This window comes from Alteromonas sp. Cnat3-28 (genome assembly GCF_022348265.1).
Lineage (GTDB): Bacteria > Pseudomonadota > Gammaproteobacteria > Enterobacterales > Alteromonadaceae > Alteromonas > Alteromonas macleodii.
This window is the reverse complement of sequence record NZ_JAKREY010000011.1, coordinates 17,940-43,604: the sequence shown is the minus strand read 5'-3', so window position 1 is coordinate 43,604 and position 25,665 is coordinate 17,940. Positions and strand designations below refer to the sequence as shown.

The window sequence follows — 25,665 nt, the reverse complement described above, 5'->3', positions numbered from 1 at the left end:
TTTAATTAGGAGTATGCCGTTGTGAATAATAGAGTTTATCACCAACCCTACCGTATAGCGATTATTGTGACGCTGGTATTAGTGAGTGTCTTATTCACAACCGCGTGCTCAGCAGTACCACAAAGTACTGAGCCAGACAAAAAAAACAATTCATCAGAAACTAAAGAAACTCAGCCTGAGTTAAACGTTGATGACTTCGCTAAAATCCAAACCGCTTTGCGCTCGTTAGACAATTCATTAGCGACCCAGCCAAAAAGCAATGAGAGTGTAAATCCGAGTGATACCAGTGTTTCACTCAATACATCATCAATGCCACTTTCAGCAACAAACACAATGAAAATGGGAAAGAGTAAGAATAAAGGCATGATGCCAATGCGCGGGAAATCGTGCATGGGAATGATGTGCAAAATGATGATGAAAAACAGCTCAATGATGGGTACACCACCTGAACAAAATAAAACACAGATATCTGGTTCTCCATTAAATGAAAGCTTACCCGGTGTCAGTGGAGCGCTGCATTTATACCACGTTGGAGAGCAAGCTTTTTTCTTAAACCACAAAGAGACACTCGAATTGACCGATGGTCAGTACCAAACGCTTCTCACGATCCGAACTGAATGGGAGTCTACTCAACAAAGCTTTACGCTGCAGCGAAGTGCGTTAGAAGCATCGTTGTGGGAATTGACCGCTCAGGGGCTACCTCAATACGACAATATCAAAGACACCATTGCTGAAATAGAAGCCACAAACAGCGCCTTGCGGTTGCAGTTTATTACATCGGTAGGGAAAGCGGTATCAGTATTAACGCCCTCTCAGATCGCTAAGATAAATAGCCTGTGGATGGCCGAACAAACAGGTGAGTTATGAGCATGTGGTGGCCACACACATCATTTTTTCTGCGTTACGCCGTCATTTTGAACGTTATGCTGTTATTCGCAACGACGAGCAGTTACGCACAGCAACAGCCAGAGGATAGTGAGCATGCGAGCCACCATCCTGAAGCTACCAATGATCCCACTGTCAACGCTAATACGGATGTTTTGCCGACTGCTACACAAGGTAAAGGGCCGCTGGGCAATGCTGACGCCATGATGGGACCCGGTATGGCAAAAGGCATGGATAAAATGATGGAGAAAATGGGTGCACCCAAACCTAAAGATCTCTATCCCACGCTAATGCGCATGCATTCAGCTACACCCGAACAAAGAGAGACTGTTCTGGTTAAAGCAACCGCAAGAATGCAACAAGGAAGTGAGCAACTTGCTACAGGTTTTGATTGGCTTGCCCGCGCAGCTGCCACTGATGACTATTCCCAAATGCAAATGGCTGTTGAAACAGTTAAAGAGGGTATAGCCCATTTTGACAGTGGTCTTGCTGCGAAACGTGCCATACAAGACGGGCAAGAACCACGAAGAGTGGCATTAACCTGGTTCAAGTCACAAATGAATTTGCTTCCCAGTGCGCCGGAAAAAGGTACTTCAACCCTATTTGGTATGACACCGTTTCACAGCGCAGTGATGCTCGTTTTACTCATATTTACAATTGTTATGGTGTATGTGTATGGATTTAAGATGCGCAGAGCTGCCGCGCTGCTCGAAGAGCTTAAGTCTACAGACACCGCAAGCACATCTGCGCCAACGACAAAAGTTTCCTCTGTTGTCGAATCTAATCCGGCTGCCCAGCAGCATGCTTCGGCACCAGCGCAAAGTAGCGAGCCAGCATTGTCATCCACTGCCTCATCGCGCAAGGGCACGTTTAGTGGCGATATGGTAGTAACCGCGATTTTTAATGAAACCCATGATGTTAAAACGTTACGTCTAGCCAGCCCAGATGGACAAACCATTCCATTTGATTTCGAACCAGGTCAATTTGTCACGTTCACACTGAACATCGATGGTTTTGAAAAGCCAGTTAAGCGCTCATACACCATTGCATCATCGCCCACTGAACAGTATTACTTTGAAGTTACGATAAAGCGAGAGGAGTTCGGTGTGGTTTCTCGTTATATGCATGACGCGGTTGAGGTAGGAAATACGCTTTCAATTAAAGCCCCCGGCGGTAAATTTTATTTCAATGGTCATGGTTCAAACAGCGTGGTGTTGATTTCTGGGGGAGTGGGGATCACACCGATGATGAGCGCTGTCCGCTACTTGACGACGACGTGCTGGGACGGTGATATTTATTTTCTGTTTTGTACGCGAACGTCCAACGACTTTATTTTTGAACAGGAATTAAAATATCTGCAAGCACGTCATCCTCGGTTAAAAGTACTGGTCAGTATGACTCAAGCAGAGGGTACATCCTGGATGGGGCCCCAAGGCCGCTTTTCATCCGCAATGATAAACGAATTTGTGCCAGATATTGCCTCAAAAACTGCGCATATTTGTGGGCCTCCTGCAATGATGGATGCTACGAAAAAAATGCTAGCCGAATTGGGTATGCCTAACACGCATATTAAAACCGAAGCGTTTGGGGCTGCTAAACCAGAGCCCGCTCCCGTTAAACCTCAATTAGCCACTAACACCAACGCAGGCGACAACAGACAAGTACGGTTTAGTCTTTCAGACGTCGAAGCCCACGCGGGTCCGGATGAGACCGTATTAGACGTCGCTGATGGACTCGATGTAGATATAGAGAATTCATGCAGAGCGGGTTCGTGCGGGAGTTGTAAGGTGAAACTGCTACGTGGTGACGTCGATATGGAGGTTGATGATGGGCTGGAGCCTGAAGATAAGCTCAGTGGGTATATTCTGGCGTGCCAAGCTATCCCTAAATCTGATGTGGAGGTTGAGGCTTAATGAATTCTCAAGAGCGCACAATTGTAAGCAGCTTGGTTGTCCTAATGATCCTGCTATGGCTCGGTTTTTTATGGCATAGAGACCCAGCATTCCCAGGCAGTTTTATTGGATTTGGCGTGGGTTTAAGCGCTTCGGTATTAATGCTTATCCCATTGGTATACATGACCATTAAGCGTAACAAATCACTTAAGAAAGTCGTGACGAAGCACATCGCTATGCCAACGCTCCTGCGTATACATATCTATGCTGGTGTGCTGGGGCCTATTCTAGCGCTGATCCATAGTGCCCATCGTTTTGATAGTGCTACCGGAGTTTCGCTTGTTATCTTTATGATGGTCGTTGTGATCAGTGGGTTTGTGGGTCGATATGTACTCGGTCTTATTTCATCGAATGTGAAAGAGAAAAAGCGCCAAGTAAATGAACTCCACGTTGCGCTTTCTAACGCAAAACAGGCGTTGAAAGACGCAGTCTGTGATGACAGATATTCGACGTTTGCCCAAACATCCGCACGACATATTCCTTACATCACGTTAAATGTGCCTACTTCAGCACAAAGTAAATTGTTCAAACAAGAAAGCCAGGTTCTTTCTATCATTGATACAATTTCCGATGTTGAGTACAGCATTCTCATTCATGACACCGCGAAGGTGTGGTTTGCTCGTTGGTTAAAATTTCACATCGTGATTTCAATGACACTTTATGTAGTCCTGTTTTTTCACATTTTCAGTGAAGTTTACTTTGGACTGCGCTGGTTATGATGAAATGGATAATAATCGTTCTTGGCTTAGTTGCTGCTGGCTTTGGCGTCAGTCATTTCATTCATATGCCTGAAGATAGCGCACAAATTCCATGGGAAAAAATGGTTGAACCCGGTTCACTCAATAAAGCACATGCCTTTCTCGCGGATGACTGTTTGAGTTGTCACACACCGGTGAAGGGCGTTGAGCGTGACAAATGTGTGGCGTGTCATGCAAATGATACGCATATCGTTGCGCGTCAACCCACTGCATTTCATACCGACATCAAAGAATGTGCAAGTTGCCATGTAGAGCACAAAGGTGAATCGGCCAACATTTCGCTCATGAGCCATATAGCGTTAGTCGACATTGGTTTCAATATGCTCCCCAACCCAAATGTCCCGTTTGACGAGGGCGCTGCCACCATGGCGTTTTTGGAGAACATACTAGCGAATAAACAAACTCCTGAGCCCTTGTTTGTGCACCCTGAGGTCAGTGATAAAGAAGCCTTATTAAATTGTACGCAATGTCACAGCAACGATGATCGCCATTTAGGTCTATTTGGAGAGGATTGCGTGCAGTGTCACAGCACAGACAAATGGTCATTGCCAAAGTTTATTCACCCGTCGAGTCAATCACGTGATTGCAATCAATGTCATGAAGCGCCGCCCAGTCACTATATGCAGCATTTTAAAATGATTTCCGCCAAAGTGGCAGGCGAGCCTAAAGCTAAAGTTGAGGAATGCTATGCCTGCCATCAATCTACGTCCTGGAACGATATTAAGCGTGCCGGGTGGTATAAACACCATTAAGGGGTACAAACTGTGATCACAAATTCCATTGCGCTCGCAACCTCGGTGCTGATCGCAATAGTATTGTGTCTGCCTCGCTTACGACAATCTTTCCAATGGCGAGCAACAGTCACACCGTTGGCTTCCATTATTGGTAGTGGCTTTTTGATCATTGCACCACTGCTGCATTCGGTAATGGGGAAATGGGCACTGCTTGGAATAGTGTTGTTGTCCATTCTGGCATATGCGCTGGGGTCGGTTATTCGCTTCAATATACGCCACGCAGAACCTGAGCTAGCTAGCAATCAACAAAGCAGTATTATGACGCTTGAAAAAGCAAGTCAATGGGCGCTTGGTGCGGCATATGCCATTTCCGTGGCGTTTTATATTAGTTTGTTTGCAGCGTTTGTTTTTGATCGTTTATCTATCTCTGATACGACGTACATCAAACTGTTTACCAGTGGGTTGCTTGTCATCATTATGGTGGTCGCTTGGCTTCGAGGTGCTAGGGGGCTAGAGACCATTGAGCTATTCGCCGTGACAATAAAGTTGGCTATTATAGTAGGTGTGCTCGCAGCGCTGGCAACCTACGACATACAAGTACAAAGTGCTTGGTTTCAACATGAAGCGATACAGGCATTGAGCCATTTTGAAACTGTTAGCATGCTCGCAGGGATGCTCATGGTAACGCAAGGGTTCGAGACAACCCGTTTTATGGGGAATAACTATACGCCAGAACAGCGCATTAAAGCGAGTCGTTATGCTCAGTGGATCGCTATTTTTCTCTATGTTGTTTTTATCGGTCTAACGTGTCCTATTTTCCTGAATTTTCCGATCACGGAATTAAACGAAACAACGATTAGCTACACCCTAGGGCAAGCAATATGGGTATTGCCGATTTTATTACTGGTTGCCGCCACGGCAAGTCAGTTAAGTGCAGCATTAGCCGATACTATCGGTGGCGGAGGCCTCTTAAAAGAGCTTTTCCATTTACCTATCTCCCCCCAATTTTACTACGTTTTAGTTATCGCCATCGCAGGTATATTAGTTTGGTCATCTAACGTATTTGAAATTATTAATCTCGCTTCAAAAGGGTTTGCACTTTATTACCTGATCCAAACAATAATCGTGATCAAACTCGTGATGCGTCAAAGCACAGGTCAACGCATTAGGTCAACAAAATTACTTGGTCTATCGGTGATCGTTCTCTGTTTATTCTTTGTGATTGGCTGGTCAATTCCAGCACCTCATAGCTAATAAGGAAAATACCGATGCTATCACTAGAAACTACACCAACAATTGACCAAATTAAAAATGCGGCTAAGCGCTACGCTATCATTGGTGTTGGAAATCTACTGCAGCGAGATGATGGCGTTGGTGTGCACGCGGTTCGTGCTCTGCAACCCCTGCTAAAGTCTTATTCAAATGTATCTTGCATTGACGCTGGGACACTGAGCTATGAACTTTTGGAGTGGGTCGCGAGTTCCGATCATACGATAGTCATCGACGCGGCCTACATGCGCTGTTCGCCTGGTACGGTGAGAGTGTTTGAGGACGAGGCAATTGCGGATCAGTTTAAGCAAGCGACGACCCATTCCGTTCACCAGATCACGGTGCGTGTGTCCTGCTTGCTCGCGAGGACTATGGTTTGCAAGGTCAGCTAAAGTCTGATTGTGGAAGCGTTGTTCCTCTTATTGATCCAATCAAGCATTTGGAAGGTGTTCGTTTTGTGCGTGACCCAACTCGTGGAGGGTTGTCAGTATTACTCCATGTCGTTGCTAATGAAACAGGCTTCGATATCGAGTTAATTGAAAATAATATTCCGGTGCGACCTGAAGTGGCAAGCGTGTGTGAAATATTAGGCTTTGATCCGTTTGTTTTAGCGTGTGAGGGACGCATTGTTGCTGTTGTTGCCCCTGACATAAGCGGTAAGGTGCTAGAACACTGGCGGAGCATTCGAAACGGGGAGCAGGCCGAACACATTGGTGTAATAGTAAAAAACACCGAATCAAAAGGGCGCGTGACCATTGTTACGCCAATGGGAGGAAGACGTTTCATGAATGAACTCGAAGATGAGCCGCTTCCAAGGATCTGCTGAAAGAATAGGTGTTGACCTGTGAGCAACACATAGGTTTACCCTAGTAACGTGAGAGTAGAACATAGGATTAAAGGCGTGCTTAACCGCATATCTATGTTGATAAAAGAGGAGCGTTAAAATGCGCGTTAAACAAATTGCAGATGCACTAGAGATTAGCGCGGACAGCGTACGGTATTACACGCGCATTGGGTTTTTGGTGCCAAGTAAATCGCACAATGGTTACAAGTATTACAGGCCCGCTGATGTGACACGACTACGGTTTATTTTAAGCGCGCGTTCATTAGGTTTCTCTATCAATGATATTAAGGAAATTCTGTTCACGTCATCACAAACCAACGCGCCATGCCCGACGGTTCGGCGCCTTATTGAACAAAGGTTGAAAGAAACTGAACAGCGGTATCAGGACATGCATGAGCTAAGACTGCGCATGCGAAAAGCAATCTCAGAATGGGAAAATACACCGGATCAGCATCCAACGGCCGATACGATTTGCCATTTGATTGAAGGTTTCACAACACTTAAATCATAACATTATTTAGAGAGGGAGTGGCTCATGAATTCAAAAACGGACGATGCGAAAATTCATTCGTGTTGTGGCGGTGACAAAAAAGTATCAACCGCTAGTAAGGCGGTCGAGAGTGAAACACATACTGAGCAAGTCTCTGCGTCTTCGGGTGAGCTACAACTCAATATCCAAGGTGCAAGTTGCGCCAGTTGTGTGTCTAAAATTGAAGCGGCCTTAAAACAGGTCTCGGGTGTCACCAATGCTGAGATGAATTTTGCTGAACGCTCGGTGTTGGTGATGGGCAGTTCATCCTCCCACGCATTGATTAAGGCGGTAGAGCAAGCTGGGTATAACGCAACATTAGCGAATACGGATTCAGATGAGGCTGCCATTGAAGAAAAGGAACAGGCGGACTGGGCATATTATAAAAAACTAATGCGAGACATGGTCATTGCATTATCTCTGGGTGTGCCACTGATGCTTTATGGCTTGGTGACGGGGGAAATGAGCGTCAACACGACCACTGAGCGGATCGTGTGGTTGATTGTAGGGATCATGACATTGGGTGTTATGGTGTTTTCTGGTCGGCATTTTTATGTAGGTGCTTGGAACTCCTTTAAAAACCACGCCGCGAACATGGATACTTTGATTGCATTGGGGACAGGAACAGCCTGGTTGTACTCTATGGTCGTTGTGTTTTTCCCCGGATATGTGCCTGAAATGGCGCGGCATGTCTATTTTGAAGCAACAGCCATGATAATTGGTCTCATTAATTTAGGCTTAGCGCTTGAGATAAAAGCACGCGGTAAAACGTCCGAGGCAATTAAACGACTGATTGGTTTACAAGCCAAAACAGCTCGCGTCATTCGTGATGGGCATGATATAGATATTCCGATTGAAGATGTTCTGCTAAATGATCTTATCCGGGTTCGCCCTGGGGAGCGCATCTCTGTTGATGGCTTAGTTGTCGAGGGCCAGACAAGTATTGATGAATCAATGCTAACGGGTGAACCCATGCCCATAGAAAAACGAAAAGACGATGAGGTCGTTGCCGGCACGATAAACAAATCAGGCTCTATCGTCTTTCGAGCAGAGCGCGTGGGAAAAGATACCGCGCTTGCTCAAATTATTAACATGGTAAAACGCGCACAAAATTCTAAACCGCCTATTGGTCGATTAGCTGATATGATTTCCGCCTATTTTGTACCGGTCGTCATGATCATTGCCGTGATCAGTGCGCTGGCCTGGTTGAATTATGGTCCATCTCCTGAAGTAGCTTTTGCAATCGTTTCTGCGACCACAGTACTGATTATTGCCTGCCCTTGCGCCTTGGGTTTGGCCACACCGATGTCGGTGATGGTCGGTGTGGGAAAGGCGGCTGAAGCGGGGGTTCTTATCCGAAACGGCGAAGCGCTGCAATCTGCATCAAAAATAACCACTATGGTTCTAGATAAAACAGGCACTATTACTGAGGGGGCCCCTAAAGTAACAGATGTCGTTATAGCTTCAGATCATAGTCACAACGATGTGCTTTCTTTGGCGGCTAGCCTTGAGTCTGGTTCTGAGCATCCACTTGCCATGGCGATCGTTGAATCTGCAAAGGAGCAAGGTGTGCCGATCCATTCCGTTACTGATTTTCAGTCCATTGCGGGGAAGGGGGTTGAAGCCATGCTAAATTCTCAACGCCTGCTATTTGGAAATGAAAAATTGATGATAGACCAAGGGATCGAGCTTCATCATTACATCGACAAAGCGCAGAGGTTAGCAGCGGATGCAAAGACCCCTATGTATTTTGCTATTGATTCTACATTAGTTGCCGTAATTGCCGTCGCTGACCCAATAAAATCTGACTCAATAGATGCGATAAAGCGGCTACAGCATAACGGGATACGAGTTGTGATGTTAACCGGGGATAATCGACTGACCGCAAAAGCCGTCGCCCGAAAAGCGGGGATTGCAGATTACGTTGCCGAAGTGATGCCGGAAGATAAGGCAAACAAAATACTTGAGCTTCAACGTGAAGGCGAAATTGTGGGTATGACCGGTGATGGCATAAATGACGCACCGGCCCTTGCTCATGCCAACGTCGGCTTTGCCATTGGTACAGGAACGGACGTTGCCATTGAAAGCGCCGATATCACCCTGATGCGCGGCTCGTTGCATGGTCTGGCCGATGCTATAGCGGTTAGTAAAGCCACCTTGCGCAACATTAAGCAAAACTTGTTTGGAGCCTTTATCTACAACGTAGCAGGTATACCTTTTGCGGCGGGCGTGCTCTATCCATTTTTCGGAGTATTGCTAAGCCCAGTTATCGCCGGAGCCGCCATGGCATTTTCTTCGTTAACAGTGGTATCAAATGCGAACCGGCTTCGCCTATTCAAGGCAAAGGACCACTAAGGAGTTTTCTTATGATGATAATTAATATTGTAGGACTTACGGGTATTGCACTGATTATTTGGTGGTTTTGGTTATACAAGCCTGATCAGACAGTTACTGAAAGTAACGAAATACTCATAGAAGTAAAAAATGGCGTGTACTCACCAGCGTCTATTCAGGTAAACGCAATCCAATCTGTTACGTTGAAGTTTTTGCGCAAAGATGAGTCTCCCTGTTCCGAAGTACTGCTAATTCCTTCATTAGATATCAGTGAGCAGCTAACGCTTAATGAGGTAACACCAATTCACCTCGAAAACGTCCCACAGGGCGAACATACTTTTCACTGCCAGATGCAGATGTATCGCGGTGTTCTTACGGTGGTATAGGAGGAGTCATGAAAAACAGTCACCCCAGATTTTGGTCAACACCTACAGGGTGGGCAGCATTAGCGATGATCGCTGCCGTTACTTATTTTTTAATTTTCGAACATGGTCATCATGTCCTTCAGTTTCTTCCCTATTTGATTTTATTGCTGTGCCCATTCATGCATATGTTCATGCACAGTAGCCACGGTAAACACGGACACGCCCACGAACATTCTCGCGACAGTGACAATAAGCAGAAAAGTTTTCAGGAATTGAGTGATAACAACGCGGCTTATCGTGATGGATACATTCAGGGGTTGGAGGAAGGCCGAAAGGAGTCACTTAAAAAGGACAACCAAGATGAATGATACATATGATTATGGCTTATGGTCAATGGTGATACTGAACTCAGCTATTTTTATCTTTTTTGCATTCAGTTTTGTAAAGCCAAAATCTTCCACCGACTGGCGAAGTTTGGGGGTATTTTCTGCGTTTATTGTAGCCCTTTTTACCGAAATGTATGGCTTCCCACTGACTATTTATTTCTTGTCAGGATGGCTTGCTGAAACCTATCCGGAAGTAAACTTTTTTGCGCACGAAAACGGACATCTGTTGCATACTTTCTTTGGTTTTAAAGGCGACGCCCACTGGGACCCATTTCATATCGCCAGTATGGTATTTATTGTTGCAGGATTCTTTATCTTGTCCTCAGCATGGAATGTGCTGCACCACGCTCAGAAGAACCATCACTTAGCTAAGACTGGATGGTATGCGCGGTGTCGCCACCCTCAATATTTAGCCTTCATACTGATCATGTTCGGTTTTTTGTTGCAATGGCCGACCATTCCCACACTGGTCATGTTTCCAGTTTTAGTTGTTGTGTATGTGAAACTGGCAAAGCGTGAAGAAGCTCTGGCTATTGCTGAATTTGGCGATGAGTATGTGAGCTATATCAACACGACACCTGGCTGGATCCCAAACCTCAACTTTAAATTAAAAGGTGAAAACCATGAAAAAATTCACTAAATCAATCATTTTTTCAACCACATTAGTAATGGCTGCAACATCGCAAGCTCAACAAATGGAAGAGCATGAGCATAAGGGCTCAGACAAGCCAGAGATTCAAACGGGAATGCCTATGCGTGGCCAAGATATGCATATGATGAATGCAAAAATAAAGTCGATGAAGGAAGAAGTTAACGCTATCAAAGAAGAAAAGAATCCCAGCAAGCAGCGTGAAATGATGAAAAAACACATGCAATCCATGATGGGAATGATGCATATAATGCACGAAAAAATGGAAGGGCAACCCATGCAAAACCAAGTTGATATGGCAGAAAGGCATCTTAAGATGATGGAAGTAATGATGTCGAAAATGGATGGAAGCCATTCACCCGAATCTCAGAAACATTCAAATTAACACCCGAGGAGAAAGATATGAGTGATTTAGACCACAGAGTCGGTGTCAGAGAAGCAAATTTAGTCGTTCGGAATTTACGGCTCAGCAATGTCTATGAGGCAAATTGCGAGCCCCTAATTGAAGAGATTGACAAGCTCTTTGGCATTGATGAGGTGAGCTACAACATCAAAGAAGGGGCTATTCACCTGGCATATGATGCGACACATATCGATTTAGACGGTATTGAAGCGATCATTCGAAAACACGGCGCAGATCTTCACAATGACTGGTGGACACACACAAAAGAAGGTTATTACCAGTTTGTAGATCAAAATATAAAAGACAATGCGACGCACAAACCGTGGAGTTGCCACCACTTGCCGCAGGGCGCTCACAGGAAGCGTACATAACCTTATTGTGCTCTACGTTCTCACTCAACAACAATGCTGAGCGATGTCGTTACATTATGATGCTGACTTTAAGGAGGCGTAAGATGAAAATTCGAGAAAATGTATTTGCGTTCGCGTGCGCCGCATCGTTCAGCTTCGAGAGTGTTGTTAGTTGTTAGTTCTTTGTTCATTATTACAATGCCCGACATGATGTCACCCATGGCTGGTAATATAATGTTTTCAGACTGGCAAGGGATGATATGGAACGTGCCTTTATTGGGTGTAGTGATAGGCGGAGCTTTATGGGCTTTGTTCGCAGGTGTACTGGGTTGGCTTATTGCCAGTATTTACAATAGGCAGCTGTAGTAGTGAGGGCTAAATAAATAGTCAGTATTTGTCCTTTTAGCACAGGTACGATATTTGCTGATATCTACTGCCACATAAATTTAAACTAACGGTGAGATATTATGATAACCAATAATTCAGAATTAGCCTTACAGCAAGCCATGCAACTACCCAGTCAAACCAATACAGAGAAGCAGGGTTGTAGCCAGCCACCTGAGTCAAAAGGACAGGAGTTTGCTGAAATAATGGATACACTGAAGCAGCAAAAAAGCGGTTAAAGTGTGCCACGAGTAAAAATAACCGGCACGCTAATGCCGGTTAATTCCTTTCCTATTCATAACAACTGCGCTTACCTTTTAGGCTGCTACTCTGCCTACGCTGAATATAGTCTTACTCCGTCGGTGTAGTTCATGAACAGCTTCAATGATTTGCATCAGTTATAATTTTTATCATCATCATCATACGCATGGAGCTTTAGAAACCATTTCTCTGCCGCGAATACGATAAGAAGTCCAGCCACAGAAATCCCAACAATGAAGATATCTGATTTTGCTTTGACCCACATAAAAGATAGAAGAACAATGATATCGAGAATAATTGCACTGACTAGTACCCAAGCTTTAGCTTGCACATCATCTCGTAAATGCTTGAACACTCCCCAGTGGATGAAGATATCCATTACGATATAAAAAACTACACCGATTGAGGCTATGCGGCTCAAATCGAAGAATATGGTAAGAAATATTGCGATGACTAACGTATAAATTAAGGAATGTCTTCTTATATCTCCCGGTAATGAAAAATGACGGTGAGGCACAAGTTGCATTGATGTAAGCATCGATAGCATTCTTGAAACAGCGAAGATGCTGGCAACGACACCGGAAGATGTGGCAATAATCGCGAAAGCTATCGTAAACCAAGCACCATACTGGCCGAATGCCGGTCGAGATGCTTCAGCAAGCGAATAATCTTTTGCCTGTATTATTTCGCCAATTGATAAATTTGCTCCGACTGCAACTGCGACAAAAACATAAAGTACCACACAAATCGATATAGAAATGACTATGGCTCTTCCTACATTTTTTTCTGGTTGTTTGAGCTCGCCTCCGCTGTTTGTAATTGTAGTGAATCCTTTGTATCCCAAAATACCAAGTGCCACGGCTCCGAGAAAACCGGTTGCGCTGGTATCTTGCGGTTGAGCTGAAACGCTCTCAAACGACAAACCGGTTGCCCACAGCCCACCAATTGCCAAAACTGCAAGTCCTGCTATTTTGATAAAAGCCATAATAAATGAGAGGGTCTGGATGAATTGATTACTCAAAATATTAACAATGAATGCCACAATAAGAAGACTCACGCCAAGCGCTGGTATAAGCCACTCAGCGCCCTGAGAGTCAAACAATTGTAGGACATAAGTGCCAAAAGTGCGGGCTACCAAACTTTCATTGATAACCATGGAAAAAAACATCAGCAATGCACAGGCACCGGTCAACAGACCTCTACCATAGGCTTTTTTCAGAAACATGGCGATACCACCTGCAGAGGGGTATTTCTGTGCCATTTTGACGTAACTGTATGAGCTAAACCCTGCAATTATCGCTGCAACTAAAAACGCAAAAGGAAACCATGTGCCTGCCAGCTCCGCTATTTGCCCGGTTAAAGCAAATATACCAGCACCTATCATTACACCAGTTCCCATCGATACCGCGCCCCAGAGGCTTAACGAATCTTTCCTGTCTGAATGCTCGTGTTCATTCATATTGGTTACTCCTTTATGTCATGTGAGCCTGAGTAACAACAAAAGCAACCTGCAGCAAATATAAGGACACAGGCCCATTACAAAACAAATTCGAAGACGTGTAGAAAGAAATAACTGGCAATGGCATACCAGTTATTTCATTTTTAGCGTAGGGCGTTTAAAACCAAATCCTTGCACCTAACACTACACCAGTTTCACTGGTTGACTTGCCTTCAGCCTTTAATGCATCAGCTGTATTTCCCAAAGCTTTGCTGTAATAAACACCGACATAAGGTGCTACCTCCCTCACTATTTCATGCCGATATCGCAAACCAATACGAATATTACTCAACCCGCTTTGACGGTCATACTTTTCAGAATCGGTGAGGTTGGCAACAACTTCCAGTCGCGGTTGCAGATAGGAAACTTGACTTAGTTGCCAGTCATATTCGGTTTCATTGATGAACTGCATGTCACCGTCTTCGTTAATACGCAGTGAATTTTCCATTTCAAACCAGTAAGGCGCTAGACCTTGATAACTGACCACCGCATAGTTTTCCATATCCGCATCGGATGACAGCTCTCCCTTTGTGCCCACACCAAATTGTATAGACCAAAAAGAAGAAACGAGATAACCGTACAACAGTTCTGCTCGTTCCAGATCAGTAGGCATTCCATCGTTTTGTGTATTTTCGCCTTCGCTTTTAAAAACAAGACGATGGTAATCTCCGCCATACCACGCCTGCATGTCCCAGACCGCTATATTTTGCTGCTCATCAGTGCGAGTATATTCAAGCCGGTCAATTAGAACTTGGCCAAAATATTCATTAGGAATAGGAGATGGCCAGTCATCTCTTGATTGAGCCAAAGCATTGTCAACGCTCAAAGTTAATGTTATTAGGCCTGCTATTAATATCTGTTTCATTTTAATCTCCTATGCGACCTGTACAACACGAAACATACCTGCTTCCATGTGGTATAGCAGGTGACAATGAAACGCCCACTCACCGGGGGCATCTGCGCTGATTTGTAACGAGACCTTCTCTCCAGGCTTGAGGCTGATCGTGTGTTTACGAGGTCTTGGATATTGGCCGTTTTCAAGTTCCATCCACATACCATGTAAATGAATAGGGTGATCCATCATAGTGTCATTAACCAAGATCAGACGTAGTCTCTCGCCATAATTGAAACGTACATATCCGTCTACTTCACTAAACTTTTTGCCATCGAACGACCACATGTACCTTTCCATATTGCCCGTTAAGTGAAGCTCAATTTGACGTTCCGGCTCTCTTTCGTCAGGCCAAGGACTTTCACCGACTAAATCTGTATAAACAAGGACACGATGTGGGCTGTCTTCCAAACCGATCCCAGGTTCATCCAACCTAGAGCTTGGATTTTTAGCAATCATCGCTGCACCAGCGCCGTGCCCGTCTTCGCTGTGGACAATGTCTATGCTTTCTACTGGGAGCTTTTTGGAGGGGGTCATTTCTCCTTCCATTTGGGTGCCATGCATTGTATGGGCGCTATGCTGCCCCATTCCTTTCATTTCACCTTTTGGAGCAGCCATGCCCGAGCTGTCGACCTTGGACTTATCCATATTCATGCCTTTCATACCAGACATGTCCATCCCCATCGCCGCCATGCCACGCTCTGTGATAACTCGCTGTGGGGGAACCTCTGCAGTAAGGCCAATTGACGGGGTTAGGGTGCCACGCGCATATCCACTTCTATCAAAACTTTCCGCAAAAAAGGTATAAGCTTTTCGCTCTTTTGGCTGAACGATTACGTCATAAGTTTCCGCTACTGCAATTCGAAATTCATCCACATTTACTGGTTTAACAGGCTGACCATCTGCAGCTACAACCGTCATTTCAAGCCCTGGGATGCGAAAGTCGAAATAAGTCATCGCAGAACCATTTATAATCCTCAACCGGATTTTTTCGCCTACTTTAAACAGGGCCTGCCAGTTGTCCTGTGGTGTCCGGCCATTCATTAAGTATGTATATGTACTGCCTGTAACGTCAGCTATATCGCGAGGGCTCATACGCATTGCACCCCACATAGCACGCTCTTCCCATGTATCGGCAAACCCTTTTTTCTTTACGTCTTCTAACGTGTCGAAAATAGTTCGCTTTTGATAATTGTAATAACCTTCCGCTACCTTCAGTTTTCGCATAACTTCATGGGGGTCTGAAAACGTCCAATCGCTTAAAATAATTGTATGTTCCCTATCAGCCCCAATGTCTCCATTTGCAGGGTCGATCACAAGAGGTCCTAAATGGCCCAACTGTTCTTGGAGGCCTGAATGACTGTGGTACCAGTAGGTGCCGTTTTGCTCGACATCGAATGCATATTTAAATGTTTCGCCAGGTTTTATTCCGGCAAAGGAAACTCCCGGAACGCCATCCATATCTGGTGGTAAAATAATCCCGTGCCAGTGTATTGAAGTATCTTGGTTAAGGTGGTTAGTTACATTGAGGTGCGCTCGCTGTCCTTCTTTCAATCTAATCAACGGGCCCGGCATTTGACCGTTGATCGTTATAGGTGAGCCCATATTTGAGCCTATTGGCAATTGCGCTTTTGACACATTGAGATTTTTAATATCACCTGTCAAAACTTGATCTTTAAAATGGCGACCAACAGGTGCTGCCCATAGAGGACTAACGTTGGTTAACGCAGCCGCAGCGCTCGAGGTTAGGGCACCGAGCACAAATCTTCTGCGACCGTTGTCGATAGAATTTTTCATAGTTTTTAGCCTTTGAATTGATACTAACTGGACGAAGGAAGTTCATCCATTTAAAAAGTATTACTAACTAAGTCAGTGCCTTAGGCTATCGGTGGACGAAAAGGTGGAGTGAAAATTTTGAAGGGAACAGCTAGAGCGATAATGTCATACTGCTCAGCAAACGTTGTTTCAAATTGACGAATGGGAACGTAAAAAAGACTTGTAAAGTGGTAGCAATTGGTAGCTATACACATACATCCATCATTGCAGCAACCTGATTTACCCGAATGCGAGGGGTGTCCATCAGTGTGAGCGCTTTGATGCTTAGAACTAGGTGAACTGCTACGTTTCTCCTCATGAGCGTCTGCGAATTTGTGAGAAACCTTAGTTAATGAGCTATGTTCATCCATTTTCATTTCACACGCATCAACTGGCACGGTAAACAGTACCAATAAATATCCAATGCATAGTGTGAAAATAATAGATCTCATAACTTTGTATTTGCTCTCAACCTTTACGCGACGTTATTCCCTTAGACAAGATAAGTCTTAAGGACACTTTAATCAATGACATTTGCTTGTAACTAAGATAAACAACTTCCTATGTAGTTAAACAAGCAGTCTTTTCAATCTTAAAAGCTGATAGAGTTACTTTTATTAAGTTTAGTCGATAAGCAACTCTTGTAACTAAAAAGATAACATGAGTAATGCGCCTGCTATCATAAAAATGTTTTCTGATAGTGAAACAAAACCTAACGGCACGTTACTGTCCCCACCGACACAAGCACATTTGAGCTCCCGTTTATCCACATATACTGCTTTAAAGACAGAAATTGCCCCAACGGTTCCTATAAATAGTGAAAATGGCGCAACAGCTATGGCAGGCAGGTGAGCTACCATTCCTATCCCCGCGTAGGCTTCAAGAAATGGGTAGATGTAACCATATCGAAGCCACCTCATTGCCAACAAATCGTAGGTTATGAACGAATTTGTAAAACTATACAAATCCTTCAATTTTTGAACTGCAAGTAGTGTCATTGAGAAAGCAATAAAGAGAACCAGTGTTCTTATAGAGATGAAGTCTTCAGAAACAAAGAACTGGAATGCTAACGATAGCAGAGCTGCCACAGAAAAAATCGCAATAACAGGTGCATAAGTAGTTCCGTTCTGCCCCGCTTCTCCTTTCCCGAAGTATTTACGAAGCTCATCATATCCACCAATTCGCTTTTCTTCGATGAAGGTTTGAGGCGTCGTTTCTACACCATGCTTTTGCTTGAAATCATCGGTGTCATTACGTGAAGTAAGATGATTGTCTTCTACTAAATAGCCTTCTCGCTCTAGTAAGTCTTTTGACCTTAAACCGTAAGGGCAAATGTGCTCTTTAGTAACCATTCTATATAGGATAGCTTTCTTACTCATTTTCCTTTCCTTTATTCAATTTACCTTCAAATTGAGGAATTGGACGCTGTTCGGCCTGTTCCTGAGTTGTTACCTTGCCATTCTTATTTATATCCTCTATCAACCACTCCATCTCCTTTATTTCCTTTCGCTGAGCTTTAATAATGCCGTTTGCTAATTCTCGTACGCGAACGTCTTCAAGGTTAGAACGCTCACTAGTCAAAATAGCTATAGAGTGATGAGGAATCATTGCTTTCGTGTAAGCGGTATCTGAAATGGTACTTTGTGAACGAACAAGATAGATACACAAGGCGAAAGTAAGTGCCGCTATTATAAAAATGGCTGTATTGAGTTTCTTGTTGCTATACATACCTAACATGAAAGCTAACATTATAATCGCCATGCCTGCCCCCATATAGAGTGCCATATAAGTCCTTGTCTCACTGAACCAGACATGCGAGATAGCGTAGGTATTTAAGTACATCATTAAAAACATCGCTACAGTTGAAGTTATTATCATTGCAGCGAACTTAGAGTATTTCATATGTAATCCTTACTTAAGAAATAGTTAATATTTGTAGATCTTTCTAACAAAAGAAAGCTTGAGAGAGGTTACAAACCAATCAATCTTAACTAGTCAAGTTTTGTACCAACAAGGAAATATTATGTTTTTGTCTATATTAATAGTTTTAGCTGCGCTGTTGAGCTGCGTAGGGCTGCATCTTTTTAATATTTCAGTAGTCGCGGACAATATCAGCGAGAGATTGAAGGGAGCTTGGATAAAAACACTGTCGGTAGTCGTTATTGCCATTTTGAGCCAACTTTTACTAGCAGTCATTTTTACTCTGGCGTATGAAATTGGACTTTATTTCGAGCTCGGCGATTTTAAGCAACCTGCCACTTCCATGGATATTTTTTACTTTTCACTAACTACGATTACTACATTGGGTCTTGGAAGTATCGAGCCGGACGGACATCTACGAATGATAGCAGGAGTTGAATCGGCTACAGGGTTTCTACTAATAAGCTGTTCAGCATCGAAAGTGTTCAAGCATATGTAATGTAAAAACTGTAACCTGAGAAGATGTAAACCTCACCCGTCAGGACTAGTTTTTAATGAAACAATGTTTCGCAAATTATTGTCTTTTTAGATACTAAAAAGCGAACAATAGAGCACTCTTTGCTTCTCTCTTAAAGAAGTTTGAGGGTATAGCTTAGCAAACGTTTCAGAACCAAAAGCACGGTTGAAAGCTGACTTTATTATCTCAAAACTGATTTAAATCTGGGCTATGATCTTGGCGCTTTTATTCGAGTCGCTTATGCAGATATATTTGGGATTACTACAGGAGCATACGCACAACTTCGGTAATTCCTTCATCCCTGATAACTCTAGTTTCCAAAAGCAGTTACAGCTTGAGTTCAAACAGATGAACATACGAGCTGCGCTGTGCTATTTACTTCTCTTACGGACATTTTTGCGGGTTTTGAGGTTCTTCCTGCAGACTTTCGAAGATTATGAATCAATACTAGTAATTGAATTTTTTACTGAGTTATGATTTTCGTTTGGTTTTAGAGCGCATTGATTAAATTTACATATCTTCAATAACTATTCTTTATTTTTAAAAGCAACCGAAGAAGCCACCGTTAAACGACAAAAAAGTAACCTTATCTCCTATATGGTGGACTAAATACACCCACGCCTTTTATACTCTTCTACCCATTCCTTGAAGCGTTTTTCATCGCGCTCTGCGGTCTTTGCGCGTCTATGTAAGGTTTTCTTAGACAATGCTTTTGGTTCTTCTTTATCAAAAGTAACTCCAGATAATGCATCTGCAAACATCTCGGGTTTTACATGACTGTAATGCTGCTCGATCATTTCTGTACTGGTTCCACATTGACGCGTAATTACGTCTATGCTGGTTCCGTTGAGAAGCTGCCACGTAATGTAAGTGTGTCGGAGAGAGTACAGCGTTCGAGGTCCTCTGGGTGACTCTTTTAATCCGGAACTTTGAAGAGCTTTCTCAAATGCCTTACCTAATTGCCTTGTGGGCTCGCCACTTGCTAGCAAAAATAGCTTTTGATTGGGTGTGCGCAATGGAAAGCGTTCTCGTAGGTTCGTTAGGGCTCCTATCACATCACGTTTGCAAACTACTTTACGCGGTCCCGTATATTTTGTTGTTTTACCCTTAGAGACATTGATGAAAAATTGAGCTTTTGAACCTTGAGTTTTAATCTCGATATCTTTCCAAGTTAGGTGTTCCATCTCCGTGCCGGGCCTAATTCCGGTATTAACTGCTATTTCACAGTAATCGTATAGTAACTCACGAATTTGACGGGTCTTTTCACTATGAGCGTTTTGCTCACCTTCATATATTTCGTTGAGGATAACATCATACTCTTCTTCAGAAAAAGCCGCACGACGTGTGCCTGTTCCACCTTTCGAAGAAAGAACAGGTACTTGAGCGGCGATCATCCATTTTTGCTCAATAGCTTCTTTAAAAACGAGCTGAAGAGCAGCATTGTGAGTTAATAATGTAGAGGAGGCTGGAGACTTCTTCATTCGTCCCTTACGCCACTCATCAAACTTAGATATTTCTTCTTGGTCAATTGAGGTGATAAACGTACGCGAAAAGTAGGGGATGTGGTAGTTTTCTAACGCTCGAATATAGTCTTTATAGGTGCGTTTACCGCCCCCGTGTTCTAGTTGCTCTTCAAGCTTTTCGATGACGCGGTCAGCTACGTCTTTGAATCGCTTACTTTGGACTAGTGTGTTATTTTCGTGTCTAATTTGGTGGTCTAAGAAGATTCGATGTGCCATGGCGATAGCTTCGTCTTTATCTTTCTTCTTAGTTGATTTACAGAGCCATTTTTTGTGATTGGTTAGTATAAATCGCGCATACCAGCGCTCACTGTTATCTTGTTTAAAGATATACAGCTCGTCGTTTATGTCGTGTCTTTCAGTCTGTTTTGCCATAGCGCCAGTAAAACAGAAAAGAGCTCTCTTTGCAAAGAATTTGCAAAGAAATTAAAAGTTGCATATTTTCAATGCTTTAGAGTGGTTATTTGCATTGAAAATCCGCGTGTCCCTGGTTCGATCCCGGGTCGAGGCACCATTATTTAAGCCCTTGCAGAAATGCGAGGGCTTTTTTGATTTCGGCGGTTGAAAAACACAGGCACACGCTAACGTGCCCCTGCGGCTGCGCCGCGCGTTACAATCCCGGGTCGAGGCACCATTATTCAGAAAGCCCTGCATGAAAATGCAGGGCTTTTTTGATCTCGGCGATTGAAAAACACAGGCACACGCTAACGTGCCCCTGCGGCTGCGCCGCGCGTTACAATCCCGGGTCGAGGCACCATCATTTAAGCCCTTGCAGAAACGCGAGGGCTTTTTTGATCTCGGCCAACCAGTCCCAAATTATCAATCAAATCCGGTTTTTCCAAAAACTATTCTGATAAAAGTTCTTTCTCTAGTACTTTAACCATCCAGTTATGCCAAATTCTGCGTTAATACATACGAAAGGGTACTTAATTTAGCGAGCGCTGCACTTATTGACTTTTAATCTAAGTAATATCATGCACTTAATCGTCGAGGTTTGATTTAATGCGTTTTGCATGGATTACGACTAGGCTTTAGTTGTGGACATTCACAATTTAAATTAAAAGGGAGTTTAATTACAATGCTTAAGTATATTCATAGTTTTCTGTTATCGAATAAAAGCCATCGAGTACGTGTGAAGTCGCCAATTGAATTTAAATTAGGTGCTTATGTAACATTCTTCGTGGTTTCATCTATTGTATTTTCCGGTTCTACCTTAGCAAAAACGGTTTGTAGCACTGAAGTAGTAGAGGAAAAAGGCACCCCTACTCTCAGTTCTGAATTGATTGATGCAATGCATGAAGCAATTAGCACTAACACTTTTGACCTTAACGAACCTTATACTTTGATAAGCAAGAAACATTTCTGTACGGGTGTCGGAAAGTCCAATAAAGGAACCGAAAGTGCTTTCGAAGCCTTTAACAGAGTCCCAAATCCTGATCCAGCACCGAAAGAAGGTGATAAGAAAACAGTCAAACAGACTAGAGCTGATGGAACCAGGGAGTGGACTTACACTTATTTGAATGGAGTTTGGGTATTGACTGGATACAAATACACACCTTTGCCTGATGCTGATAGTTTGGATCCATAATTGACCGGCCTCAAATAAATGGATTCACGATATAGACGAATTTGGCATGATAATTCCCCCTAGTGGGGCTTATCGATGAAATCGAAATGAACAGATAGTTTCCACTATAAAGCAGCATGAAGGGGGGGAAGGAAAATTAACACTTCAAGTCATTGATGATGACGAACACTCAAGCGCTAAGATATCTGTAGCAAACTTAAAAACTCATGAAGTGAAGACACATGGAATGTGCCTTTGGTGACTTTTTAACGTCCGGTCGAAGTATCTGAACCGTTTTCATACCTAACCTATTACCCGCACTAATTTCGGACTCCTCACTGTCTCCAGTAACCCATATCTCACTCGGAACTGTGTTATAGCCTTTGGTATGCCCAAAGTAGCCATAGAAAAAGGCGCCGCTAAGCGCGTAATAAGCCTAGATGATATGGGCAGAAGTGTTATGCAAACCGTAGAAAAGCTCTCGGCAGGTAGTCGCTTGTAAGTATAGTGAGTAAATACTTACAGAATGCAATTTCTGTCCTAAAACCTGTAAAAGGATTGTTATAACTTTTCTTGTTCCAGAAAAGCTAAGGTGTTTTAATAGCAACGCTTAATAGTGAGTAATGCTGCTGCAGAATGCTGTTGCTGTAGCCGATACTATGGATAGGCTCACTATTTAGTGCGTAAAAATATAAAAATCGATACGTAAGTGGAATGGTAAGGTAAATCATTGTCGACATAATAATATAAAAGACAATGGCTTATGTGTGTTAGCAAGAACAAGGTAGGCAAAGTTTTATTACTGCGTATGTTTTGTAGTACCTAACTAGAATAAAAGGCCTGCTATATTCCTTACAGATTTGAGAGCAAATATATGCTTATTCTTACGGTATGACACTAACCCGGGATTATAACGAGTAGTTGGGGACTCTTATGAAACAGCAAACGCTTATAGCAGTATCAGCTTTAATGTTTTCTTCTTCTGTTTTAGCTAATGGTGGCTTTGAACCGAATAAGAAAGCATGCGTGAACGTCGGAAAAGAAATCACTCGCGTAAGCACTGAAATGGACGCAGCTAAGTCAGGTATTCAGAAGTCATGGCTTAAGCGTCAACTAAGCGCACTAGAAACGAAACGCAATTCTTGCAGCACACAAGGTTTTAAGCCAAACCGGCCCGAGCTAGCAAAAGTTTAATTGTTTTGTATTTCGATTTGAAAAAAGTCTTACTTCGGTAAGACTTCTTTGTTTTTACTTCGACACCGAGCCTACGCCTCGCCCAGAGTCTTATCGAGAAGACATTGAAACAGCAGAGCACATAGGCGCTGACAAAAGTCAGTTTACCAGCATGTTCGTGCGGCTTGCGAATCGGGTTGGGACTTTAGTTCGCGCTGGCTAGCTAATCCCAATTCATTGGCAAGTATTCGTACAACTGAAATTATTCCCGTAGATTTAAATGCGCTTTTGGTAACGCTTAAATAGACTCTGGCAAGCGTGACTAAAGGTGCCGAGCAAGCGCGCTACAGTGCGGCATCTACAGCGCGAATTAACGCAATAAACATCTTGTTAAAAAAAGGTGGCGTGGTAACCACTTCAAACGCTACGTCGCAACAATGGGATGCGCCAAATGGCTGGGCACCGCTTCAACTGTTTGCCGTTGAAGGGCTGCGCAACTATGGGTTTGAAATGCAGGCTCAAACCATCATGCTGCGCTTTTGTAAAACCATTGAGCGTCACTTTGCATCAAGCGGTGTGCTACTTGAAAAGTACAATGTGTGCGAACCGGAAATAAAAGCAGGTGGCGGTGAATACGACGTACAGCTAGGTTTCGGGTGGACCAATGGCGTGTATACCCGTTTTCAGACATATCTGAACCAGTAAACAAGCTACCATTAAAACAAAAACGCGCGGTACCGTAACAACGGGCCGCGCGTTTTGGGTTGTGTAGATATTAATTGTCGCCTGAGCGGTTACCCATATCAATCGACATGGCAATATCATCGAGTATGTCGTTTAGCCCAGTAATTTTCTCGTTAGCAATAAATACGCTCATCTGCGACTCAACCATGATATGGTCGGAAGTCGCATCGTTTTCAAAGGTATTGTCTAACGCGTTCTGTACGCGATCGAAAAACTGTCGTGCACTTCGTTCTTCAATATTGTGCAGACATAAAATAAATTGCTCGGTACCAAATCGTCCTAAAATATCGTTACCGCGGGTAACATTTTGAAGAGTTTGTGCAATTTGTCGTAATACTAAATCACCTTTTGTTGACCCCATTTTCCGCGTTATTTCACGCAGGTTGCTAATGTCGAATATAGCAATGGCAATGGCCCGGCCTTTTTTCGGCGCATCAAGCTTGTTAATGCGGGCTATCGCCGAATTCGCATTAAGTAGCAGAGTAACGGGATCGATGGCTTTGCGCGCAAGGTGTTTTCTACGAAGTACGTAGCCAGTAATACCACTTACCAGAAGGAAAATAATAATAGCGGTATACAGCGTGTTCTTTCGTTGCTGTTCCGCTTGTTCAATCGCAGATTCCAAATCATAAATGCGGGTATACAAGTTAGCTGCACCAATAATTAAGGCCGAGTCTTGAGTAACTTCACGGCGCTTAGTCACTTCTTTAGAATAAATCTCGTGCGCTTCTTTCGCCTTAGCTAAGTCCTGCAGTGCGATATACATGGATACGTTGAAGCTAAGGTAATCCAAATTTGAACGAAAGACCGGCGGTATCGCATCATCATTTAACGCTTCAATACCTGATATATACTGCTTAATACAGGTGAGATCGTTGTCATGTAAGCAAATCTCAGCTTTGTGCCAGTTAACAAGAAGCTCGCCTAACGAACTCGAGATGTTCGAAGACGCTTTTTCTAAATCGGGAAGGGTGTAGGTAAGTCGGTTGTAGTTTTGTGTCTTTCTATAGTAAATAGACAGTGCATACTGATACAAGAAGTTGGTTAGCGGTGTGTCTATTTCGCTATTGAGTACACCTAGTTCTAAAATGCTCTGATAAGCTTTGTCGGTTTGACCGCTACTTAACAGCGATACAATGGCACTAATAAGAATGCTTACCTTGTTACTTCCTTCGTATACAAGCAAGCCCATTTCATGCGCTTTTAGATATTGCTCTGCTGCTAAGGCATGTTGCTCTAAATCGCCATATAGTAAACCAATTGCGTTGTGAATATGCGCTAACTCACCGGGGCTGCCGTCGTTTGAATAACGCTTAAGCACACCAAACATTTTACCTAATCTTATTTCAGGTGAAGTGGTTTCTGAACAGTAGTTAATAAGGCCTAAAGAAGAGCTGGTAAAGATATCGCTGTGGCGCTCGGGCGATGATAGTTCTTGGGCTTGTTGGTAGTACTTACAGCGTGCTGGGTTTTCTCTGGCGTCATAAGAAAAGCCAATTTGATAAATAGCCGATGCAAACGCATAAGAGCTTTCATCAATATTGCTTTGCATAATGGCTTTAAGCAGTATAGTTTCAGCTTCTTCGTACTTACCACGGCAAATTAAAAACTGCCCTTTGGCTACGGTTAACGCGAAACGTTGTTGCGAAGTAAGCGACTCTAGCGCGAGTGTGTCTTCAAGTTCAGGAAATAGAGACTGGTTAGGACAGTCATAGGAAGGCGTGCGTACCTTTTCGATAACGGCATCGATATTGTCGTTTGCCAATGCAGCAAAAGAAGCTAGCGCAACGCTCAAGAAAGAGAATACTGTTAAGGATAACCTTTGAACCATGAGAAATAACGTTTTTGTTTTTTCTTCATAATATCGATTTGAACCCCGAACTACTACAAGGGGCACCTAAAAGTTACGTATTTTT

The 25,665-nt window shown here is 43.5% G+C and carries 27 protein-coding genes and 1 pseudogene; 21 read left to right on the top strand and 7 right to left on the bottom strand.

What is annotated here, in order from left to right:
* Positions 1-21 precede the first annotated feature (21 nt).
* From MHM87_RS12550 to MHM87_RS12475, 16 genes are all read left to right on the top strand, one after another.
* Positions 22-867, top strand: coding sequence for a hypothetical protein (locus tag MHM87_RS12550; RefSeq protein WP_044556710.1), 846 nt, complete (start codon positions 22-24; stop codon positions 865-867).
* The gene (locus MHM87_RS12545) at positions 864-2,798 is read left to right on the top strand and encodes a 2Fe-2S iron-sulfur cluster-binding protein (RefSeq protein WP_014996998.1); all 1,935 of its coding nucleotides are present in this window, start codon (positions 864-866) and stop codon (positions 2,796-2,798) included. Before MHM87_RS12550 ends, MHM87_RS12545 begins: the two co-directional genes overlap by 4 nt.
* Complete coding sequence (locus MHM87_RS12540) at positions 2,798-3,556, top strand: hypothetical protein (protein ID WP_014996999.1); 759 nt, start codon at positions 2,798-2,800, stop codon at positions 3,554-3,556. The genes MHM87_RS12545 and MHM87_RS12540 overlap by 1 nt, the downstream gene beginning before the upstream one ends.
* Entirely contained in the window at positions 3,553-4,347 is a 795-nt protein-coding gene (locus MHM87_RS12535) for a cytochrome c3 family protein (RefSeq protein ID WP_014997000.1), read from the top strand. Before MHM87_RS12540 ends, MHM87_RS12535 begins: the two co-directional genes overlap by 4 nt.
* Positions 4,348-4,359: 12 nt before the next feature.
* Entirely contained in the window at positions 4,360-5,583 is a 1,224-nt protein-coding gene (locus MHM87_RS12530; RefSeq protein WP_043959777.1) for a hypothetical protein, read from the top strand.
* A gap of 14 nt (positions 5,584-5,597) precedes the next feature.
* Positions 5,598-5,990 (top strand): hydrogenase maturation protease, encoded by a 393-nt coding sequence (locus MHM87_RS12525; RefSeq protein WP_014997002.1) that lies wholly within the window; start codon positions 5,598-5,600, stop codon positions 5,988-5,990.
* Positions 5,975-6,424, top strand: a complete 450-nt coding sequence (locus MHM87_RS12520; RefSeq protein ID WP_239259359.1) for an AIR synthase-related protein — start codon at positions 5,975-5,977, stop codon at positions 6,422-6,424. The genes MHM87_RS12525 and MHM87_RS12520 overlap by 16 nt, the downstream gene beginning before the upstream one ends.
* 118 nt (positions 6,425-6,542) lie before the next feature.
* Positions 6,543-6,953, top strand: coding sequence for a MerR family transcriptional regulator (locus tag MHM87_RS12515; protein WP_015066020.1), 411 nt, complete (start codon positions 6,543-6,545; stop codon positions 6,951-6,953).
* A gap of 24 nt (positions 6,954-6,977) precedes the next feature.
* Positions 6,978-9,326, top strand: a complete 2,349-nt coding sequence (locus MHM87_RS12510; protein ID WP_239259357.1) for a heavy metal translocating P-type ATPase — start codon at positions 6,978-6,980, stop codon at positions 9,324-9,326.
* A gap of 11 nt (positions 9,327-9,337) precedes the next feature.
* Complete coding sequence (locus tag MHM87_RS12505; protein WP_239259355.1) at positions 9,338-9,691, top strand: cupredoxin domain-containing protein; 354 nt, start codon at positions 9,338-9,340, stop codon at positions 9,689-9,691.
* Positions 9,692-9,699: 8 nt separating this feature from the next.
* On the top strand, positions 9,700-10,038 hold the full coding sequence (locus tag MHM87_RS12500; protein WP_168463278.1) for a DUF2933 domain-containing protein: 339 nt from the start codon (positions 9,700-9,702) through the stop codon (positions 10,036-10,038).
* Positions 10,031-10,696 (top strand): isoprenylcysteine carboxylmethyltransferase family protein, encoded by a 666-nt coding sequence (locus MHM87_RS12495; protein ID WP_024015555.1) that lies wholly within the window; start codon positions 10,031-10,033, stop codon positions 10,694-10,696. The genes MHM87_RS12500 and MHM87_RS12495 overlap by 8 nt, the downstream gene beginning before the upstream one ends.
* Positions 10,680-11,090, top strand: coding sequence for a hypothetical protein (locus tag MHM87_RS12490; protein WP_012516911.1), 411 nt, complete (start codon positions 10,680-10,682; stop codon positions 11,088-11,090). Before MHM87_RS12495 ends, MHM87_RS12490 begins: the two co-directional genes overlap by 17 nt.
* 17 nt (positions 11,091-11,107) lie before the next feature.
* On the top strand, positions 11,108-11,479 hold the full coding sequence (locus tag MHM87_RS12485) for a hypothetical protein (protein ID WP_012516912.1): 372 nt from the start codon (positions 11,108-11,110) through the stop codon (positions 11,477-11,479).
* A gap of 99 nt (positions 11,480-11,578) precedes the next feature.
* Positions 11,579-11,824, top strand: coding sequence for a DUF5676 family membrane protein (locus MHM87_RS19890; RefSeq protein ID WP_012516913.1), 246 nt, complete (start codon positions 11,579-11,581; stop codon positions 11,822-11,824).
* A 101-nt stretch (positions 11,825-11,925) separates the two neighbouring features.
* Positions 11,926-12,081, top strand: coding sequence for a hypothetical protein (locus MHM87_RS12475; protein WP_020745207.1), 156 nt, complete (start codon positions 11,926-11,928; stop codon positions 12,079-12,081).
* Positions 12,082-12,236: 155 nt separating this feature from the next.
* Here MHM87_RS12475 and MHM87_RS12470 read toward each other — a convergent pair whose 3' ends face one another.
* The 5 genes from MHM87_RS12470 to MHM87_RS12450 all read right to left on the bottom strand — a co-directional run bounded on the left by MHM87_RS12470 (position 12,237) and on the right by MHM87_RS12450 (position 18,210).
* Positions 12,237-13,562, bottom strand: coding sequence for an APC family permease (locus MHM87_RS12470; protein ID WP_239259353.1), 1,326 nt, complete (start codon positions 13,560-13,562; stop codon positions 12,237-12,239).
* A gap of 157 nt (positions 13,563-13,719) precedes the next feature.
* Complete coding sequence (locus MHM87_RS12465) at positions 13,720-14,466, bottom strand: copper resistance protein B (protein WP_239259351.1); 747 nt, start codon at positions 14,464-14,466, stop codon at positions 13,720-13,722.
* A gap of 9 nt (positions 14,467-14,475) precedes the next feature.
* Entirely contained in the window at positions 14,476-16,290 is a 1,815-nt protein-coding gene (locus MHM87_RS12460; protein WP_014978042.1) for a copper resistance system multicopper oxidase, read from the bottom strand.
* A gap of 665 nt (positions 16,291-16,955) precedes the next feature.
* Positions 16,956-17,687: a glutaredoxin gene (locus tag MHM87_RS12455; protein ID WP_239259348.1), complete on the bottom strand. Its 732-nt coding sequence runs from the start codon at positions 17,685-17,687 to the stop codon at positions 16,956-16,958.
* Positions 17,680-18,210: a DUF305 domain-containing protein gene (locus MHM87_RS12450; protein ID WP_012516919.1), complete on the bottom strand. Its 531-nt coding sequence runs from the start codon at positions 18,208-18,210 to the stop codon at positions 17,680-17,682. The genes MHM87_RS12455 and MHM87_RS12450 overlap by 8 nt, the downstream gene beginning before the upstream one ends.
* A gap of 121 nt (positions 18,211-18,331) precedes the next feature.
* Between MHM87_RS12450 and MHM87_RS12445 the strand changes: the two genes are divergently transcribed.
* The gene (locus tag MHM87_RS12445; RefSeq protein ID WP_239259344.1) at positions 18,332-18,727 is read left to right on the top strand and encodes an ion channel; all 396 of its coding nucleotides are present in this window, start codon (positions 18,332-18,334) and stop codon (positions 18,725-18,727) included.
* A gap of 623 nt (positions 18,728-19,350) precedes the next feature.
* On the opposite strand, the gene MHM87_RS12440 is transcribed toward MHM87_RS12445, so the two are convergent.
* Positions 19,351-20,640, bottom strand: coding sequence for a tyrosine-type recombinase/integrase (locus MHM87_RS12440; RefSeq protein ID WP_014978046.1), 1,290 nt, complete (start codon positions 20,638-20,640; stop codon positions 19,351-19,353).
* A 703-nt stretch (positions 20,641-21,343) separates the two neighbouring features.
* On the opposite strand from MHM87_RS12440, the gene MHM87_RS12435 reads away from it, so the two are divergent.
* The 4 genes and pseudogenes from MHM87_RS12435 (at position 21,344) to MHM87_RS12420 (ending at position 23,710) form a co-directional block, all read left to right on the top strand.
* Positions 21,344-21,853: a hypothetical protein gene (locus MHM87_RS12435; RefSeq protein ID WP_202941707.1), complete on the top strand. Its 510-nt coding sequence runs from the start codon at positions 21,344-21,346 to the stop codon at positions 21,851-21,853.
* A 912-nt stretch (positions 21,854-22,765) separates the two neighbouring features.
* Positions 22,766-23,026, top strand: a complete 261-nt coding sequence (locus MHM87_RS12430) for a hypothetical protein (protein WP_061094013.1) — start codon at positions 22,766-22,768, stop codon at positions 23,024-23,026.
* Positions 23,027-23,221: 195 nt separating this feature from the next.
* Positions 23,222-23,311 (top strand): annotated as a pseudogene (locus MHM87_RS12425) (trehalase family glycosidase); the annotation flags it as partial.
* Between the two features lie 12 nt (positions 23,312-23,323).
* Positions 23,324-23,710 (top strand): alpha,alpha-trehalase, encoded by a 387-nt coding sequence (locus MHM87_RS12420; protein WP_239259341.1) that lies wholly within the window; start codon positions 23,324-23,326, stop codon positions 23,708-23,710.
* Between the two features lie 70 nt (positions 23,711-23,780).
* On the opposite strand, the gene MHM87_RS12415 is transcribed toward MHM87_RS12420, so the two are convergent.
* Positions 23,781-25,580, bottom strand: a complete 1,800-nt coding sequence (locus tag MHM87_RS12415; RefSeq protein ID WP_239259339.1) for a GGDEF domain-containing protein — start codon at positions 25,578-25,580, stop codon at positions 23,781-23,783.
* Positions 25,581-25,665: the final 85 nt, after the last annotated feature.

Bases quoted from the DNA above. Each gene is read 5' to 3' on its own strand.
- MHM87_RS12435 (WP_202941707.1), top strand. From the start codon at position 21,344: ATGCTTAAGTATATTCATAGTTTTCTGTTATCGAATAAAAGCCATCGA.
- MHM87_RS12455 (WP_239259348.1), bottom strand. From the start codon at position 17,687: ATGAGTAAGAAAGCTATCCTATATAGAATGGTTACTAAAGAGCACATT.
- MHM87_RS12500 (WP_168463278.1), top strand. From the start codon at position 9,700: ATGAAAAACAGTCACCCCAGATTTTGGTCAACACCTACAGGGTGGGCA.
- MHM87_RS12510 (WP_239259357.1), top strand. From the start codon at position 6,978: ATGAATTCAAAAACGGACGATGCGAAAATTCATTCGTGTTGTGGCGGT.
- MHM87_RS12495 (WP_024015555.1), top strand. From the start codon at position 10,031: ATGAATGATACATATGATTATGGCTTATGGTCAATGGTGATACTGAAC.
- MHM87_RS12515 (WP_015066020.1), top strand. From the start codon at position 6,543: ATGCGCGTTAAACAAATTGCAGATGCACTAGAGATTAGCGCGGACAGC.
- MHM87_RS12450 (WP_012516919.1), bottom strand. From the start codon at position 18,210: ATGAAATACTCTAAGTTCGCTGCAATGATAATAACTTCAACTGTAGCG.
- MHM87_RS12490 (WP_012516911.1), top strand. From the start codon at position 10,680: ATGAAAAAATTCACTAAATCAATCATTTTTTCAACCACATTAGTAATG.
- MHM87_RS12465 (WP_239259351.1), bottom strand. From the start codon at position 14,466: ATGAAACAGATATTAATAGCAGGCCTAATAACATTAACTTTGAGCGTT.
- MHM87_RS12460 (WP_014978042.1), bottom strand. From the start codon at position 16,290: ATGAAAAATTCTATCGACAACGGTCGCAGAAGATTTGTGCTCGGTGCC.
- MHM87_RS12430 (WP_061094013.1), top strand. From the start codon at position 22,766: ATGAAACAGCAAACGCTTATAGCAGTATCAGCTTTAATGTTTTCTTCT.
- MHM87_RS12415 (WP_239259339.1), bottom strand. From the start codon at position 25,580: ATGGTTCAAAGGTTATCCTTAACAGTATTCTCTTTCTTGAGCGTTGCG.
- MHM87_RS12485 (WP_012516912.1), top strand. From the start codon at position 11,108: ATGAGTGATTTAGACCACAGAGTCGGTGTCAGAGAAGCAAATTTAGTC.
- MHM87_RS12525 (WP_014997002.1), top strand. From the start codon at position 5,598: ATGCTATCACTAGAAACTACACCAACAATTGACCAAATTAAAAATGCG.
- MHM87_RS12440 (WP_014978046.1), bottom strand. From the start codon at position 20,640: ATGGCAAAACAGACTGAAAGACACGACATAAACGACGAGCTGTATATC.
- MHM87_RS12545 (WP_014996998.1), top strand. From the start codon at position 864: ATGAGCATGTGGTGGCCACACACATCATTTTTTCTGCGTTACGCCGTC.
- MHM87_RS12535 (WP_014997000.1), top strand. From the start codon at position 3,553: ATGATGAAATGGATAATAATCGTTCTTGGCTTAGTTGCTGCTGGCTTT.
- MHM87_RS12540 (WP_014996999.1), top strand. From the start codon at position 2,798: ATGAATTCTCAAGAGCGCACAATTGTAAGCAGCTTGGTTGTCCTAATG.
- MHM87_RS19890 (WP_012516913.1), top strand. From the start codon at position 11,579: ATGTATTTGCGTTCGCGTGCGCCGCATCGTTCAGCTTCGAGAGTGTTG.
- MHM87_RS12505 (WP_239259355.1), top strand. From the start codon at position 9,338: ATGATGATAATTAATATTGTAGGACTTACGGGTATTGCACTGATTATT.
- MHM87_RS12470 (WP_239259353.1), bottom strand. From the start codon at position 13,562: ATGAATGAACACGAGCATTCAGACAGGAAAGATTCGTTAAGCCTCTGG.
- MHM87_RS12475 (WP_020745207.1), top strand. From the start codon at position 11,926: ATGATAACCAATAATTCAGAATTAGCCTTACAGCAAGCCATGCAACTA.
- MHM87_RS12445 (WP_239259344.1), top strand. From the start codon at position 18,332: ATGTTTTTGTCTATATTAATAGTTTTAGCTGCGCTGTTGAGCTGCGTA.